We start from the raw sequence: 17024 nt of genomic DNA on the forward strand, positions 1-17024 counted from the left end.
CCCGCGGAGAATTGTGCCGCGCTCCGCCGTACTTGTCGCCTCGTGGCCGGTCACGTAACAGTCCTTCAGAGGCGGAAGCCCAGGTCCGGGGTGATGTCGGCGACGTCCATCTGGGCCTTCTGGAGCCGGCCGCTGTAGTCCCAGTTCATGGATTGCCAGCGGGTGAACTGGTCGAGGACCCACATGCCCGACTGGCGGCTGCCGTTGCCCGACTTGCCGTTGCCGCCGAAGGGCAGGTGGGCCTCGGCGCCGGAGGTGGAGTTGTTGACGCTGACCATGCCCGCGCCGATGCCCGCCCGGAAGCGGAAGGCGGCCTTGGGGTCGGTGGTGTAGATGGAGGAGGACAGGCCGTAGCCGGGGAGGTTGGCCAGGGTGATCGCCTCGTCGAGGGTGTCGTAGGACGTGACGCCGACGATCGGGCCGAAGGTCTCCTCCTTGAACAGCCGGTCGTCCGGGCGCAGGCCGTCGACGATCACCGGGTGGTAGTAGAGCCCGCCCTCGCCGGTGAAGTCACCGCGCCGGTTCTCCGGGGTGATCCGCCCGGCCGGGCCCGACACGACCGTGTGGTGCGGCTCGATCCAGGTGAGGTACTCCTCGTAACGGCCGGCGAACTTGTGGTCGAGCAGCGGCCCGAGCACCACGTCGCCCGCCGGGTCGCCGAGCGGCGCGGCCGCGACCGCCCGCGCGAAGCGGTCGACGAACTCCTGATGGATCGAGGAGTGCGCGATGACGGTGCCGAGCGAGGTGCAGCGCTGGCCCGCCGTGCCGAAGCCGGCGAACAGCGCGCCCTCCACGGCGAGCTCCAGGTCGGCGTCGGGAGCGACCACCATCGGGTTCTTGCCGCCCAGCTCCAGGCAGGGCGACTGCAGGTGCCTGCCGCACAGCTCGCCGATCGAACGGCCGGCTGCGGTGGAGCCGGTGAAGCCGACCTTGTGCACGGTGCCCTCGTCGAGGGCGGCCGACAGCCCGTCGTAGGTCGTCTGGCCGTCGGCGAAGACGATGTTCAGCACGCCGTCGGGCAGCCCGGCGGCGGTGAACAGCCGGTAGAGCGCGTGGGCCGAGGCCGCGGCGTATTCGGCGGGCTTCCACACCACGGCGTTGCCGCACAGCAGGGCGGGCACGAGATACCACGACGGGACGGCGACCGGGAAGTTGCCCGCGGTGATCACCGCGGCCACGCCGACCGGCACCCTGAAGGTGAACAGGTTCTTGTCCGGCATCTCCGACGGCACGGTCTGGCCGTACAGCCGCCTGCCCTCGCCGAGGAAGAAGTCGCAGGTGTCGACGATCTCCCTCACCTCGCCCAGCGCCTCGGCGTACGGCTTGCCGATCTCCCGGGTGACCAGCGCGGCCAGGGTCTCCGCGTTGGCCTCCACCAGCCGCCCGATCGAGGCGATCACCCGCCCGCGCACCGGCGGGGGGACCGCCGCCCACTCCCGCTGCGCCTCGCGTGCCGTCCGGCAGGCGGACGCGAACGTGGCGGCGTCGGCCAGCCCCACGCCGGCGACCACCTCACCGGTGCGCGCCGGGTTGATCGATTCGTACGGCGTGCCGGGGTCCGGCACGTCCTTGCCGCCGATGGCGGAGACGATCTGTCGGGTCACCGTTGACCTCCTCGTGGTTCCTGCCCCAAGCAAATCACCTCCCTCCGACAACGGCGAAAAACGCCTAACCCCTATTTCCTACTTGTTTTGTTGACTTTAGACGCGCCTCCGACTTACGTTGGCACCGTGACGACCACCGCTCTGATCATCCGCGCCCACGTGGATTACTGCCGCGTGGCCAGTGCGCTGTGTCCCTCCTTCCGCCCCTAGGCCAATCCCTTCCGGAAGGACGAAATCCAATGTCAACCCTTTCCCTCGCGCCCGTCTCGGGCCGGATAGGCGCCCAGATCTCCGGCGTACGGCTCGGCGGCGACCTCCCCGCCGACACGGTCGCGGAGATCCGAGCCGCGCTGCTCCGCCACAAAGTGATCTTCTTCCGCGGCCAGGGTCATCTCGACGAGCAGAGCCAGGTGGCCTTCGCCCAGCTGCTCGGCGAGTTGACCACCGCGCACCCGACCGTGCCCGCGCTCGACGGCAACGCGCACATCCTGGACCTCGACTACGGCCACGGTCAGAAGGTCGATCGATGGCACACCGACGTGACCTTCGTCGACCGGCCGCCGCTGGCCTCGGTGCTGCGGGCGATCGTCGTGCCGCCCGCGGGCGGCGACACGTTGTGGGCCAACACGGTGACCGCCTACGAACAGCTCCCGGCCGAGTTGCGCGACCTGCTGGACCGGCTGCGGGCCGTGCACACCAACCAGTACGACTACGCCCGGGTCGCCACCTCCGTGAATCCCGAGCGGTCCCGCCGATACGCCGAGACCTTCTCCTCGATCGCCTTCGAGACCGAGCACCCCGTCGTCAGGGTGCACCCCGAGACTGGCGAGCGGTCGATCCTGCTGGGCGACTTCGCCAAGCGGCTGGCGGGACTGTCCACCGAGGTCTCCGCCTCGATCATCAAGCTGGTGCAGGAACAGGTCACCCAGGTGGAGAACACCGTCCGCTGGCGCTGGGCGTCCGGCGACGTGGCGATCTGGGACAACCGGGCCACCCAGCACCGGGTCGTGCACGACTTCGGCGACCAGCCGCGGCGGCTGCACCGGGTGACCATCGCCGGTGACCTTCCCGTCGGCGTCGACGGCCGTCCCAGCACGGCGCTGGCGGGTGATGCCGCCGCCTACTCGCCGATCGCCGCCTGACCGCACGCGTAAGAGCCCGGCCGCCCCCTCGCGGCCGGGCTCTTCGCTGCCGGGGTCAGGTCCGCCAGGTGGAGAAGCGGCGTTCGACGGTGAGCAGGAGCAGGTTGAACAGCAGGCCGAGCACGGAGATCGTGATGATCCCGGCGTACATGTCGGTGATCCGGAAACTGGACTGGGAGTCCTGGATCAGGTAGCCGAGACCGGCCTTGGCGCCGACCATCTCGGCGAACAGCAGGACGAGGATGGAGTACGCGCCCGCCAGCCGTACGCCGGTGAAGATGGTGGGCACCGCCGCCGGCAGGATCACCTTCTGGAACAGCCTGATCGGGCCGAGTCCCATGGACCTGGCCGACTTGATCAGCAGCGGCTCGACGGTCTTCACACCGCTGACCGTGTTGAGCAGGATCGGCCAGGAGCACGCGTAGAGCACGAAGGTGATCTTCGACGTCTCGCCCAGGCCGAGAACCAGGATGAAGACCGGCAGCAGGGCCACCGCCGAGGTGTTGCGGAACAGTTCGAGCAGCGGCATCAGGAGGTCGGCCACCGGTGTGTACCAGCCGATGAGCAGGCCGAGCGGGATCGCCAGCACGATGGCCAGGCCGAATCCGGCCAGCGAACGGGTCAGGGACGCCTGGAAGTGCTCCAGGAGCTGTCCGCTGAGCAACAGGTCGTACCAGGCGGCGAGGTTCTCCGACAGCGGCGGCACGAACACCGGGTCGAACACCTCCAGCCTGGGCAGAACCTCCCAGAGCGCCAGCAGCAGCACGATCGCCGCCGACTTACGGATCGCCTTCGACGCCACCCGCACGACCTCCGGCCGAGCGCGGCGCGTCTGCCCGATGCCGGCGGGTTCGCGCCACACGGTGTCTCGCGGGCCCGCCGCCCGCCGCGTTCCGGTCTGGACGTCAGCCACGGGGGACCGCCACCTTTCGCTCCTGCACCACGGCCGCCGCGACCTCGTCCCGCAACAGGGTCCAGATGTGGTGCCGGTACTCGCCGAACCGGGGGTCGGCCCGCAGATCTCCCTCGCGCGAGTCGAAGGAGACGTCGACCACCTCCTTGATCCGGCCCGGCCGCGAGGTCATCACGGCGACCCGCTGACCCAGGTAGACGGCCTCGTCGATGCCGTGCGTGATGAAGATGACCGTCTTGCCGGTCTTCCCCCAGATGCCCAGCAACTCCTCCTGGAGCGATTCGCGGGTCTGCGCGTCGAGCGCGGCGAACGGCTCGTCCATCAGCAGCACGTCCGGGTCGAAGGCCAGACTGCGGGCGATCGCCACCCGCTGCCGCATGCCGCCGGACAACTCGTGCGGATACCGCTCCTCGAACCCGGTCAGCCCGACCAGGCCGAGATACTCCCGCGCCCGTCCCTCCCGCTCCCGCCTCGGCACGCCTTTCGCCTCCAGCCCGAACACGACGTTGGCCAGGGCCGTACGCCAGGGGAAGAGCGCGTACTGCTGGAAGACGATCCCCCGATCGAGCCCCGGGCCGGTGATCGGCGTCCCGTCGATGGTGATCTCACCGGCGGTCGGGCCGGTGAGCCCGGCGACCAGGTCGAGCAGGGTGGACTTGCCGCAGCCGCTGGGGCCCACCAGGGTGAGGAACTCGCCCTCGCGGACGTCCAGGGAGACGCCGCGCAACGCGGTGAACGCCCCGCCGGTGTCCCTGACCTCGAAGTCCTTGGTCACGTTCCGGATGTCGATCTTCGTCAGGGTGGCGGTCTCGCTGAGCGTGGCGGTCATGATCCACTCCCGTAGGGGTTGAACGCGTTGCTGTAGAGGTCGGACGCCTTGACCTGGCCGGGCTTGATCTCGCCTTCCCGCTGCAGCCAGTCGATCCAGGTCTGGAACTCCTTGCCGGCGATCACCCCGCCCTTGCCCGCGATGCCGGTGCTCTTCCAGAAGGCCACCGTGGCGGCGCTCTCGTTGCGTCCGCGCTTGGCGATGATCTGCTCGAACCTCGCGATGACCTCCTTCTGGGAATGGGTCTGCGCCCAGTGGACGGCCTTGGCGAACCCGGTCACGAAGGTCCTGGTCGTGTTCGGGTTCTCGGCGATGAAGTCCTCGCGCAGGACGACGGCCCCCGCGGTGAACGGCCCGAACAGCTCGACGTCGGTGAACAGCGGCCGCACCCCGCCACGTTCCAGCGCCTTCTCCTTGAGGACGCCGCCCAGGGTGCCGACGTCGAGCTGTCCCTGGCGGAGGGTCTGCTCGGTGTTGACGGGAGGCACCACGACCAGCTCGACCTGCTTGACCTCCGCGGCGGTCAGGCCCCCTCTCCGGAGATACTCCTTGATGACGGCCTCGTGGTGCGCGCCGAGGGTGTTGACCCCGATCTTCTTGCCGATGAGGTCACGGGCGGTCCTGATCGGGCTGTCATCGGTCACGTAGTAGCCGCTGAAGCTCTTCTCGTCGGAGCCGTAGTAGCCGATCACCGCCTTGATCGGCGCTCTGGCCGCCTTCAGCTTGATGATCGCGCCGTTGAACGCGCCGCCGAAGTCGGTCTGGCCCGTCGCGGCCGACTGGATGTCCTGCGGCCCGGAGGTCGTGTTGCCGACCCACTTCAGCTTGAGGTTCCCCAGATAGCCGAGGTCCTCGGCCAGCTCGGGGAAGGACACGGCGCCGGCGCTGCCCTGGTAGCGCAGCTCGGTCACCTCTGACTCGCCTGGTTTCGCCGAGCCCTCGGCCGAACCGCAGGCGGCCAGCGTGGTCACCAGCAGCACGGACGACAGGGCGTTTCTGATTCTGATCACGGGAGATCCTCGGGAGGAGTGGGGCATGCTCGCGGGACATGCCGGAGGAGGGAGACGCCGGGGGGACGTGGACGACGTCGGCCACGCGGGGAACGCGACGGGCGGATGCGGCTCGCTCGCGAACCGCGACGCACCCGGGAGGGCTATCGGTCCGTGATCAACGACACTGCGCGCTGGCGACGTGGCCGAAATCCACGTGCGGGCGCCGGGTCAGGTAAAGGCCCACGCTCATAGCTGGGAATCTACGTACAGGCCGACCCTAAGTCAATATTTCCTACTGGTTTTACATGAAATACACTAGGGCCGCACGTCCTCGGTGGTGAAGTCGGCGAAATCGAAGCCGGGGGAGACCACACAGCTCACCAGGACCTCCTGGTCACCCGCCGGCCTGGCCGCCTGCCAGACGCCCGCGGGCACCACCGCCTGCACGACCTGACCCCGCTCCAGGTCCGGGCCCAGGCAGACCTCCTCCTCGCCGACGACCAGGGTCAACGGCCCGCCCCGGTGCCAGAACCAGACCTCGTCGGAGCGTACGGCGTGCCGGACCGACTCCTCGCCGGGCATCAGCAGGAAGTGGATCCCGGTGGCCGACGCCCGCGCCCCGCCGTACCCGGGCGGCTCGAAGGTCACCCCGGTGCGCCAGGTCTCCCGGTACCACCCGCCTTCGGGGTGCGGCAGCAGGTCGAGCGCCTCGGCCGTCGCGGGCCGCTCCTCGATCGCCACGAACGCCCCCGTCACGTCACGCCGCAGGAACCGGACCCGCCCAGCGTCGACCGCGACCACCGGCTCGGGCCCGGGGAAGGCCTCGCCCGCGACGCGCAGCGCGTCCGTCTCACCGTCGACCTCGATCGGCGTCCCATCGGGATAGATCTTGACCAGCACCCCCCGATGCTACCGAAAACATTGGTGCGGAACGGGTCGAGAACGATCATTCAGACGGTGCTGTTTCTGTCGGTGAACGCCGCTAATGTGCGCTGCGTGATCGAACGTTGGAGCCGTGATCAGGTGTTGGAGCTCGCGCCCGACGCGTCCTCGCGCAAGGCGGCGCAGGGGGTCGCGTCGCCGGCCAAGTGGTCGGAGGCCGGAGTGGCGCCCGGCGTCGTGTGGGGCGCGTGCAAGGGCAGCGGCGCGAATCCGTACCGGGCGTGCGTCGACCTCTCCGAGCCCGCGTACAAGTGCGGCTGCCCCAGCCGGAAGTTTCCCTGCAAGCACGCGCTCGGCTTGCTCCTGCTGTGGTCGGCCGACGGAGTCCCCGCCGCCGAGACGCAGCCGCAGTGGGTGGCCGAGTGGCTGGCCCAGCGCCGCGCCCGCGCCGCCCCCGCCACGACCGGACGGGCGGCACGCCCCGCCACGACCGGACGGGCGGCACGCCCCGGCGACGATCCGGCCGCGGCGGACGACGACAAGAGCGGTACGGCGGAGCAGTCGGGCGCGGCGGAGCGTGCCGGCGCGGAGGCGGCGCGGCGGGCGGCCCAGCGCGACCAGCGGGTCACCGCCGGACTCGCCGAGCTGGAGCGCTGGCTGACAGACCAGATCAGGCAGGGCCTGGCCGGCACCCGGCAGGCGGGCTTCGGCCACTGGGACGACCTGGCCAGGCGACTGGTCGACGCCCAGGCTCCCGGCGTGGCCGGCGTGGTGTCGCGGCTGGCCCCGATCCTCGCGGAGGAGGAGTGGCCGGGCCGGATCCTGGAGGAGTACGCGATGCTGCACCTACTGGCCGTGGGGCATCGGCGGGGGGTGCCGGGAGCGCTGGGCGAGACCGTCAGATCGCGGATCGGGTTCCCGGTCACCCGTGAGGAGGTGCTGGCCGGCGAGGCGGTCAGGGACGACTGGTACGTGCTCGGCCGGCGCGACCAGGAGCAGGATCGGTTGATCGCCCGGCGGGTCTGGCTGCGCGGGCGGGCCACCGGCCGTGCCGCGCTGGTGCTGTCGTTCGCGCCGATCGGTCAGGCGCTCGACGCGTCGCTGGTCACCGGCACCTGCCTCGACGCCGAACTGGCCTTCTACCCGGGCGCGGCCCCGCTCCGCGCCCAGATCGCCGCCCGGCACGACCTGCGCGTCGATCGCAGGCCGCGCGGCACCACGGTCGCCGCCGCGCTCGACGAGGTCGCCGCCGCGCTGACCGGCGACCCCTGGATCGAATCCTGGCCGGTCGTCCTCGCCGGCGTGGTCCCCGTCCCCGGGCCCGGCCCCACCTGGCTCCTCGGCGTCCCACCCGACGGCGCACCGGCGGAAACGGCCGGCGGCTCCGCTCGCGAGCCGGTCCCGGGGCCTGACGGGGGAACGGGCGCATCCTCGTCGGCCGCCGTCCCGGAGGGTGACGACGACGTGCACCAGGAGCCGCCCGGCGGCCGTCCGCCGCTGGAGACCGCCGCGGCGACGGACGACGGCTCGCTCCGGGTGCCGGCGGGCGTTGCCGGGTGGCCGCTCGATCCCGCCGTGGGGACGCCGTGGCGGCTGGTGGCCGCGTCGGGGGGACGGCCGGTGACCGTGGCCGCCGAATGGAGCCCGCGAGGGCTCGTGCCGTTGTCGACCTGGGACGAGGAGGGGCGGGTGGTGGTGCTGTGAGCGACCACCGGGACGACGTGGTGATGGACGACACGTGGCAGGAGCTGGTCTCCGCCGCCCTGGTGGGCACCGACCGCCGCCCCCTCGCCACGGCGGGGGAGTTGCTGGAGCGGGCGGCGGTGCAGGCCGTACGGCGGCGGGCGGGGCAGCGGCTCAGCAGGGGCGAGCCGTTGCCCGCCGCGCCGCCGGAAGAGCGGCCGGTGGTGTCGCGGGCGGCGGGCGATCGGCTGGCGCGGATCTGTGACGGCGAACATCCGCGGCTCCTGCCCGAGTGGCTCGCCGCGGCCGCCACGCGTGGGCTGCGGGTGCCCCCGCACCTGCTCCCCGAGCTCCTCGACCATGCCGCGCGTGACCGTTCGATCCGGGGGCACGTCGGAGCCCTGGCCGGTCAGCGAGGCAGATGGCTCGCGGGGCTCGGCAACGAGAAGTGGGCCTACCTCCTCCAGGAGCCCACGGGTGACGGCGAGACGTGGCAGCTCGGCGGCTCGGGTGACCGCCGCGCGCTCCTGACCGCACTGCGGGCGAGCGACCCGGACGCGGCGCGGGAGCTGCTGGAGCGCACCTGGGGTCAGGAGACCCCGGACGACCGGGCGGCGTTCCTCGCGGCGTTCGGTGCTGGATTGTCCATGGCCGACGAGCCGTTCCTGGAGGCCGCGCTCGACGACGCCCGCCGTGAGGTACGGCAGTGCGCGGCCGACCTGCTGACGAGGTTGCCGGAGTCGCGGCTGGTGGCGCGGATGACCGAACGCGGCGGGCGTTGCCTGCGGCTTGCCCAGGACAAGATCGTTGTCGAGCCGCCGCGCGAGTGCGACACCCTCATGCAACGCGACGGCATCCGGCCGAACCCGCCCCGAGGCACCGGTGCGAAGAGCTGGTGGTTGCAGCAGGTGGTGGCCAGGACGCCGCTGACGCTGTGGACCGGCGGGTTCGGCGCGCCCCCCGAGCGGATCGTCGGCATGAAGATCGTCGACTGGCAGCGGGAGGTCCGGGCCGGTTGGGTGCGCGCCGCCGTACTGCAGGGCGACCCGGCGTGGGCGCGCGCGCTCTTCGCCTGGGATCCGCTCGCCGAACTGCTGGCCGCGCTCCCGCCGGCCGAGCAGGAGGAGATGGCCGTCGACTTCGTCAGGAGCCATCCCGTCGACGGACAAATGATCATGGTGCTCGGCGGCGCGACCGCACCATGGGGCCCCGCCCTGACCGGCGCGGTCCTGCACAAGATCCTGGAAGTCGCCGACACCCAGCCCTGGAACCTCGGCGAGCTGGTCAGGCTCGCCGGTGAGCGGGCCGACCCCGACCAGCACGAGCCCGCCGCGCGCCTCTCGCCCGAGCAGCCCGTCCAGGAGGTCGCCGCCGTCCTCCGTTTCCGTAGCGACATGCTGAAGGAGATCCTGTGACCGACGTTCTGCGGCCCCACGCAGAGGAGCAGTACGCCGAGGAGCTCGCGCTCCTGGCCAAGAACGACGACCGGCCGAGGCCGCCGGGATGGCGGCTGTCGCCCTGGGCCGTGACGGCCTACATCCTGGGCGACGGCGACCAGATCACCCCGAAGTACATCGGGCCGCGCCGGATCGTCGAGGTCGCGGTCGCCACCCTGGCCACCGACCGCGCGCTGCTGCTGCTCGGCGTGCCGGGCACGGCCAAGACCTGGTTGTCGGAGCATCTGGCCGCGGGCGTGAGCGGCGACTCCACACTCCTGGTGCAGGGTACGGCGGGCACGGCGGAGGAGGCGATCCGCTACGGGTGGAACTACGCCAGGCTCCTCGCGGAGGGACCCTCCCGGGAGGCGCTCACCCCCAGCCCGGTGATGCGCGCGATGTCGGAGGGCACGATCGCCAGGGTCGAGGAGCTGACCCGGATGCCGTCCGACGTCCAGGACGCGCTGATCACCGTGCTGTCGGAGAAGACGCTGCCGATCCCGGAGCTGAACGAGGAGGTTCAGGCGCAGCGCGGGTTCAACGTCATCGCCACCGCCAACGACCGCGACCGCGGGGTGAACGAGCTGTCCAGCGCCCTGCGCAGACGGTTCAACACGGTGGTGCTGCCGGTGCCCGCCACGGCGGAGGAGGAGGTCGACATCGTCTCCCGCCGCGTCGGCCAGCTGGGCCGGTCCCTGGACCTGCCCGACATCCCGGCCGGGCTCGACGAGATCCGCCGGGTCGTGACGGTCTTCCGCGAGCTGCGTTCCGGTGCGACGGAGGACGGCCGCACCAAGGTCAAGTCCCCGAGCGGCAGCCTGTCCACGGCCGAGGCGATCTCGGTCCTCACCGGCGGCATCGCCCTCGCGGCCCACTTCGGCGACGGCGTGCTGCGGCCCGCCGACGTCGCGGCCGGCATCCGCGGGGCCGTCGTGCAGGATCCGGTTTCCGACCGGGTGATCTGGCGGGAGTACCTGGAGACCGTGGTCCGCGAGCGCGACGGATGGCGCGATTTCTACCGCGCCTGCCGCGATGCCGACTGACCACCCCGACCGCCCGCGCTCCGTACGGCGAGCCCGCCGTCAACCAGGCCGCAGACTCAGTGAGGGAGGAAGCCGATGACGCCGGCGATCCTTGGCGTCCGGCACCACGGGCCGGGGTCGGCCCGCGCGGTGCGCGACGAACTGGAGCGGCTCAAGCCCGACGTCGTGCTCATCGAGGGCCCGCCCGAGGCCGACGCGCTGCTCGCGCTGGCCGCCGACCCGGAGATGGAGCCGCCGGTCGCGCTCCTGGCACACGTCCCCGGAGCGCCGGCCAAGGCGGCCTTCTGGCCGTTCGCCGTGTTCTCCCCCGAATGGCAGGCGATCCGTTACGCGGTGGAGAGGGGGATCCCCGTCCACTTCTTCGACCTCCCGGCCGCCGTGACCCTCGCCCTCCCAGACGAGCAGCCGCCGCTCGGGCGACCGGAGGCGCCTCCGACGGGTGCCCCCGGCGAAGAGGGAACCGACGGTCCGGCCGCCCAGCCGGATCGCGGTCCCGAAGACGAGTCGGCGGGCGGTGCCGGAGGAGAACGGGCCGACCGGCCCGAGCCAGAGCAGACGAGCGGCCCCGGAGCAGAACAGGCGCGGCCGGCGGCGGCCGGCGGATCCGAGGGGCCGACGGGTGGTTCTCCGGAAGAGCGGGCGGGCGGCTCCCCGGAAGAGCGGGCGGGGGCCGGCGGTCCGGAGCGGGCGGCGGACGCGGATGCTGCCGCGCGGGCCGATCCGATCGGCGCGCTGGCCACCGCCGCCGGATACGACGATCCGGAACGGTGGTGGGAGGACGTCGTCGAGCATCGAGGCGGGCTGACCCCGTTCGAGGTGATCGGGGAGGCGATGGCCGCCGTTCGCGAGGGGTATGTCGCCGAAGGCAGGGAGGCGTGGCGTGAGGCCCACATGCGCCGGACGCTCCGCCGTACGGTGAAGGATGGGTTCGAGCGGGTTGTGGTGGTGTGCGGTGCCTGGCATGTGCCCGCGCTGACCGCGCCCGTCACCGCGAAGGCCGACGACGCGCTGCTCAAGGGGTTGCCCCGGGTGAAGGTGGAGATCACCTGGGTGCCGTGGACGCACGGCAGGCTCGCCTCCTGGAGCGGTTACGGCGCGGGCGTGACCTCGCCGGGGTGGTACGCCCACCTGTTCGCCGCGCCCGACCGGCCCGTCGAGCGGTGGCTGACCCAGGCCGCCCGGGTGCTGCGCGACGAAGGCCTGCCCGTCTCCTCCGCGCACGTGATCGAGGCCGTACGGCTGGCGGAAGGGCTCGCGGCGCTACGCGGGCGGCCCCTCGCCGGGCTGGGCGAGGTCACCGAGGCGGCCAGGGCCGTGCTCTGCGAAGGCGACGACCTCCCGGTCGAGTTGATCCAGCGGCGGATGGTCGTCGGCGAGCGGCTCGGCCAGGTGCCCGACGCGACGCCGATGGTCCCGCTCCAGCGGCACCTGCGTGACGAGCAGCGCCGGGTCCGGCTCAAGCCGGAGGCACTCGACCGCGACCTCGATCTCGACCTGCGTAAACCGCTCGACCTGGAGCGCAGCAGGTTGTTGCACCGGCTGCGGCTGCTCGGCGTCGGCTGGGGCGAGCCGCGGGGGTCGCAGAGCAAGGGGACCTTCCGCGAATCATGGCGGCTGGCCTGGCACCCCGAGTTCGACGTGGTGCTGATCGAGGCGAGTGCCTGGGGCACCACCGTCCCCGCCGCGGCGACCGCCCGCGTCCGCGATCAGGCCAGGTCGGGCGACCAGCTCACCGGCGGCGCCGCGGGTCACGGCGGTTCGGGTCAGCCCGGTCCGGGTCGATCGGGCTCCGGTCCCGGCGCTGGTGGTCAAGGCGGTGGTGGTCAAGGCGGTGGCGGGATGCGGCAGGCGGAGGGCGGGGTGACGCTGGCCGATCTCACGGGGCTGGTGGAGAAGTGCCTGCTGGCCGAGCTGCCGCAGGCGTTGCCGTACGCGCTGGGGGCGTTGTCCGAGCGGGCGGCGCTCGACCCCGATGTCACCCGTCTCATGGCGGCGCTGCCCGCCATGGTCAGGGCGTGGCGGTACGGGGACGTGCGCGGCACACCCGCGGACGGGCTCGGGAGCGCCGTCTCCTCGATGCTGGCCAGGATCCGCGCCGGGCTCTCCCCGGCGCTGACCGGTCTCGACGACGACGCCGCCCGTGAGACGCTCGGCCACATCGACGCGGTGCACGCCGCCACGGCACTGCTCCGCGCACCGGAGCGGGAGGCGTGGCTGGCGACCCTGCGCGGTGTCGCCGGGCGGAGCGACCTGCACGGGCTCATCGAGGGCAGGCTCACCAGGATCCTGCTCGACGCGGGCGACGTCGACGGTGACGAGGCCGCCAGGCGGATGGCCAGGGCGACCTCGCCGGGGCATCCGCCGGCGCGGGTCGCCGCCTGGGTCGAGGGCTTCCTGTCGGGCGGTGGTCTGCTGCTGGTGCACGACGACGGCCTGCTCGGGCTCGTCGACGGATGGCTGGCCGGGCTCACGGCGGAGGCGTTCGTCGACGTCCTGCCGCTGCTTCGCCGTACGTTCGCGGCCTTCGACGCGCCGGAACGGCGGGCCATCGGCTCCCGGGTGCGATCGGCCGGCGATCGGCGCGGCGGCACGAGCGACGTCGAACCGGACGACGTGCGCGCGTCCGGAGCCGTGGCGACCGTCCTGACGATTCTGGGGAGGACCGGCTGGTGATGAGGAAGCCGGACGGACCGGTCGGTGAACGGGCCGGTGCCGGAGCGGTGGCAGCGGTCCGGCATGAGCGGCAGCCGGGAGCAGCGGTGGCGGGCGAGCGGATGGGGAGGGACGCGACATGACCGATGGACCGGGAGGCGTGGCGGGTGCGGAGCGGATGCGGCGGTGGCGGCTCGTGCTCGGCGGCGACGCCGACGGCACGGGGTGCGCGCTGACCGGCGCGGACACGGGGATGGACGGCGCTCTCGCCGCCCTGTACGGCGGGGCGCCCGGTCAGGCGGGGGACGGTTCGCGGGGGGCGGGACTCGGGGCCTCGGCGCCCAGGGCGGCACGCTGGCTCGGCGACATCAGGAGCTACTTCCCGAGCACCGTCGTGCAGGTCATGCAGAAGGACGCGATCGAGCGGCTGAACCTCACCCGGCTGCTGCTGGAGCCGGAGATGCTGGAGGCGGTGGAGCCCGACGTGCATCTGGTCGGCACGCTGCTGTCGCTGAACAGCGTGATGCCGGAGCAGGCCAGGGAGTCGGCCAGGGCGGTGGTCCGCAAGGTGGTCGTCGAGCTGGAGCGCAGGCTGGCCCAGCGGACCAGGGCCGCGGTCACCGGGGCGCTGGACCGTTCGGCCCGCACGCACCGCCCACGCCGGGCGGCTGACATCGACTGGGATCGCACGATTCGCGCCAATCTGAAGAACTATCTGCCGGAGCGGAACACCGTGGTGCCCTCCCGCCTCGTCGGCTATGCCCGCAGGCAGCAGGCGGTGAAGCGGGAGGTCGTGCTGTGCGTCGACCAGAGCGGTTCGATGGCGGCGTCGGTCGTCTACTCCAGCGTCTTCGGCGCGGTGCTGGCCTCGATGCGTTCTATGAAGACCTCGCTGGTCGTCTTCGACACCGCCGTGGTCGATCTCACCGACCAGCTCCACGACCCGGTCGAGCTGCTGTTCGGCACCCAGCTCGGCGGCGGCACCGACATCAACCGGGCCATCGCCTACAGCCAGGGGCTGATCACTCGCCCGGCCGACTCCATCTTCATCCTGATCAGCGACCTGTACGAGGGCGGGGTGCGTCAGGAGATGCTGCGCCGGGTGGCGGCGATGACCGCTGCCGGGGTGCAGGTCATCGTGCTCCTCGCGCTCTCCGATGAGGGGGCGCCGTCCTACGATCACGAGAACGCCGCCGCGCTGGCGGCTCTGGGCGTGCCCGCCTTCGCCTGCACGCCCGACGTCTTCCCCGATCTGATGGCCGCGGCGGTGGAGCGCCGTGACATCGGCGTCTGGGCGGAGCGTCACCTGGAGAGGTCGACGTCCAGCTGACTACCGCGCCGGAGACCGAGGTCCGCGATGTCAGGGGCCGGCCTGGCGGGGGCGGGCTCGGGAGGCCGACGTTCAGTGGCCGCCCGAGGTCTCCGGGCGGGCGCGCCGCGGCATCAGGAGGGCGAGCAGGCAGGTCAGGACCAGCAGGCCGGCCACGGTCCAGGCGGTGAACCACATGGCGTCGGCGAAGCCTCCCGCGTCGTCGGCCAGGCCGAGGAGGATGGTGCCGAACACCGCGACGCCGAGCGCGCCGCCGAGTTGCTGGATCGAGGTGAGGGTGCCCGAGGCGGAGCCGGTCTCCTCCGGCTCCACCCCGGCGAGCACGATGTCGAAGAACGGTGACATGGTCAGGCCCATTCCGACGCCGATCACGACGAGGGAGGGGCTGATCTGCCAGTTGCCGGGTTCGCCGACCAGCCCGAGCGTGACCGCGAAGCCTGCCACGCCGACCGCCATGATCAGTGTGCCCAGGTGGATGAGCCCCCGGCCGTACTTCTCCTGGAGCCCCGCGCCGGCCAGCCCGAAGCCGATCAGGGTGCCGATCGCCTGCGGGAGGAAGGCCAGCCCGGCCTGCAACGGGGTGTAGTGGAGTCCCGCCTGCAGGTAGACGCTCAGGATCAGGGAGAAGCCGATCATTCCCGCGAAGAAGGTCAGGCCGGCGAGCAGGCCGCCGGAGAACGCCCTCTTGCGGAACAGGCTGATGACGATGAGCGGATCCCCGCCCGCTCGCTGCTTGCGTGATTGGTGGACGGCGAAGACCGCGAACAGGGCCACCGAGGCGGCCATGGACCCGAAGCTCCAGGCCGGCCAGCCCAGTTCCCGGCCCTGCACCAGCGGGTAGATCAGCAGGAACGCGGCGGCGGAGGCGAGCCCGACGCCGGTCAGGTCCAGCCGGGCGGTCCGCTCGGACCGGTGGCCGCGCAGGAACCGCCATCCGCAGGCGATGACCAGCAGTCCGATCGGCAGGTTGATCAGGAAGATCATGCGCCAGCCGGCGTCGAAGAGGTCGGCGTCGATCAGCCAGCCGGCCAGGAGCGGCCCGCCGACCGAGCCAAGCGCCATGACCGGCCCGAAGGCGCCGAACGCGGTGCCCAGCTCCTTCGGCGGGAACATCTCCTTGATCATGCCGAGACACTGCGGAATCATCACGGCTCCGCACAGGCCCTGGAGCACGCGGGCGCCGATCAGCATCTCGGGCGACACCGCCAGGCCGCACAGCAGCGAGGCGGCGGTGAAGCCCACGGCGCCGGCGAGGAACATGCGCTTGCGGCCGTAGAGATCGCCGAGTCGTCCGCCCGTCATCAGGCCGACGGCCATGGCGAGGGTGTATCCGGCGCTCAGCCACTGGATCAGGCTCTCGGAGCCGCCCAGTTCGCCCTGGATGGACGGCGCGGCGATGGTGGTGATCATCGAGTCGAGGAGGTCCATGACCTCCGCGCCGAGGAGCACGAACAGGGCGGCCCATCGCCGGCGGTACGGCTGGCTCACCTCGCCTAAGGCGGCGGTTTCCATCGTCATCGAAACTCCTTGCGAACATCGATCGATGAGCGAACAACGTACATACAACGAACGTGGTTCGTTCTATACGAACACTGTTTTAAAGGCGAACGCCGTTCGTGTCAAGTACGATGTTCGTGACAGGGTCGGGTCGAGAGAAGGCGGGAAAGGTCGAATGGATCACGAGGCGTCAGCCGTACCCGTGCCGCCCTGGCGGACGCCGCGCAAGACCACCGAGGCCCGCCGGCCACTCAGTCAGGACCTGGTCGTCGAGGCCGGACTGCGGGTGCTCGACGCCGACGGCTTCGAAGCCCTGAGCATGCGCAGGGTCGCCCAGGAGCTGGGCACCGGCCCCGCTTCGCTGTACGCCCACGTGACCGGCAAGGACGAGCTGCTCGAACTGATCTACGATCGGGTGATCGGCGAGATCGAGCTGCCCGAGCCGGATCCCGATCGGTGGCTGGAGCAGCTCCGCCAGGTGGCCGTGGACACCTTCACCGTGCTCGCCGCGCACTCCGACATCGCCAAGGTCTCCCTGGCCAACATCCCCACCGGGCCGAACTCGCTGCGCATGGCCGAGGGGGCGCTCGCGATCATGATCAAGGGCGGGGTGCCGCCCCAGATCGCGAGCTGGATGGTCGACCGGCTCGGCCTCTACGTCGCGGCCGACGCCTACGAGGGGTCGCTCCACCTCGCCAGGCAGCGGACGAGCGGCCAGGACATCGGCGACTACATGGACGGCATCTTCGGCCAGCTCGCCGTCTTCTACCGATCACTTCCCGCGGACCGGTTCCCCATGATCGTCGGTCACGTGGACGAGCTGATGAGCGGTGGCGGCGTGGAACGCTTCGAGTTCGGACTCGACCTGCTGCTCAGCGGCCTGGCGCGATTCGCCCGGCCGATTCCGGAGGTTTAGCACGCTCTGCGCGGCGTAGACGGGGTAGCCCCAGAGTCGGGTCTCCAGCTCCTGGGGCAGCCTTTCGGCACGTCGGCCGCGATCTCCGCGTCGACCGCCATCGCC

13 protein-coding genes are annotated in these 17024 nt (G+C 71.7%); 7 read left to right on the top strand and 6 right to left on the bottom strand.

The genetic code is table 11. The features are described from left to right. Positions 1-65: 65 nt before the first annotated feature. Positions 66-1604 (bottom strand): aldehyde dehydrogenase family protein, encoded by a 1539-nt coding sequence (locus MBA17_RS12870; protein ID WP_238496637.1) that lies wholly within the window; start codon positions 1602-1604, stop codon positions 66-68. Between the two features lie 239 nt (positions 1605-1843). Here MBA17_RS12870 and MBA17_RS12875 point away from each other — a divergent pair, with 239 nt between their 5' ends. Further along, a complete protein-coding gene (locus MBA17_RS12875; protein WP_238496638.1) occupies positions 1844-2746 on the top strand; it encodes a TauD/TfdA dioxygenase family protein in 903 nt (300 codons plus the stop codon). A gap of 55 nt (positions 2747-2801) precedes the next feature. Here the strand turns inward: MBA17_RS12875 and MBA17_RS12880 are convergent, their stop codons facing one another. The 4 genes from MBA17_RS12880 to MBA17_RS12895 form a co-directional block, all read right to left on the bottom strand. Beyond that, complete coding sequence (locus MBA17_RS12880; RefSeq protein WP_238496639.1) at positions 2802-3659, bottom strand: ABC transporter permease; 858 nt, start codon at positions 3657-3659, stop codon at positions 2802-2804. Continuing rightward, entirely contained in the window at positions 3652-4488 is an 837-nt protein-coding gene (locus MBA17_RS12885) for an ABC transporter ATP-binding protein (RefSeq protein WP_238496640.1), read from the bottom strand. The genes MBA17_RS12880 and MBA17_RS12885 overlap by 8 nt, the downstream gene beginning before the upstream one ends. Continuing rightward, complete coding sequence (locus MBA17_RS12890; protein WP_238496641.1) at positions 4485-5498, bottom strand: ABC transporter substrate-binding protein; 1014 nt, start codon at positions 5496-5498, stop codon at positions 4485-4487. The genes MBA17_RS12885 and MBA17_RS12890 overlap by 4 nt, the downstream gene beginning before the upstream one ends. Before the next feature lie 297 nt (positions 5499-5795). Continuing rightward, positions 5796-6380 carry a cupin domain-containing protein gene (locus tag MBA17_RS12895; protein ID WP_238496642.1) on the bottom strand — a complete coding sequence of 195 codons (585 nt, stop codon included), beginning with the start codon at positions 6378-6380 and terminating at the stop codon, positions 5796-5798. Positions 6381-6476: 96 nt separating this feature from the next. On the opposite strand from MBA17_RS12895, the gene MBA17_RS12900 reads away from it, so the two are divergent. The 5 genes from MBA17_RS12900 to MBA17_RS12920 all read left to right on the top strand — a co-directional run bounded on the left by MBA17_RS12900 (position 6477) and on the right by MBA17_RS12920 (position 14506). Then, positions 6477-8066, top strand: a complete 1590-nt coding sequence (locus MBA17_RS12900; protein ID WP_238496643.1) for an SWIM zinc finger family protein — start codon at positions 6477-6479, stop codon at positions 8064-8066. Next, on the top strand, positions 8063-9460 hold the full coding sequence (locus tag MBA17_RS12905) for a DUF5691 domain-containing protein (protein ID WP_238496644.1): 1398 nt from the start codon (positions 8063-8065) through the stop codon (positions 9458-9460). The genes MBA17_RS12900 and MBA17_RS12905 overlap by 4 nt, the downstream gene beginning before the upstream one ends. Next, positions 9457-10524 (top strand): ATP-binding protein, encoded by a 1068-nt coding sequence (locus MBA17_RS12910; protein WP_238496645.1) that lies wholly within the window; start codon positions 9457-9459, stop codon positions 10522-10524. The genes MBA17_RS12905 and MBA17_RS12910 overlap by 4 nt, the downstream gene beginning before the upstream one ends. Positions 10525-10599: 75 nt before the next feature. Further along, positions 10600-13197: a DUF5682 family protein gene (locus MBA17_RS12915; RefSeq protein ID WP_238496646.1), complete on the top strand. Its 2598-nt coding sequence runs from the start codon at positions 10600-10602 to the stop codon at positions 13195-13197. A 118-nt stretch (positions 13198-13315) separates the two neighbouring features. Then, positions 13316-14506, top strand: a complete 1191-nt coding sequence (locus MBA17_RS12920; protein WP_238496647.1) for a VWA domain-containing protein — start codon at positions 13316-13318, stop codon at positions 14504-14506. A 72-nt stretch (positions 14507-14578) separates the two neighbouring features. Here MBA17_RS12920 and MBA17_RS12925 read toward each other — a convergent pair whose 3' ends face one another. Then, a complete protein-coding gene (locus MBA17_RS12925) occupies positions 14579-16024 on the bottom strand; it encodes a DHA2 family efflux MFS transporter permease subunit (protein ID WP_238496648.1) in 1446 nt (481 codons plus the stop codon). Positions 16025-16178: 154 nt separating this feature from the next. Here MBA17_RS12925 and MBA17_RS12930 point away from each other — a divergent pair, with 154 nt between their 5' ends. Continuing rightward, on the top strand, positions 16179-16919 hold the full coding sequence (locus tag MBA17_RS12930) for a TetR/AcrR family transcriptional regulator (protein WP_238496649.1): 741 nt from the start codon (positions 16179-16181) through the stop codon (positions 16917-16919). Positions 16920-17024 lie beyond the last annotated feature (105 nt).

Source organism: Dolomitihabitans soli, assembly GCF_022213955.1.
Taxonomy (GTDB): domain Bacteria; phylum Actinomycetota; class Actinomycetes; order Streptosporangiales; family Streptosporangiaceae; genus Streptosporangium_A; species Streptosporangium_A soli.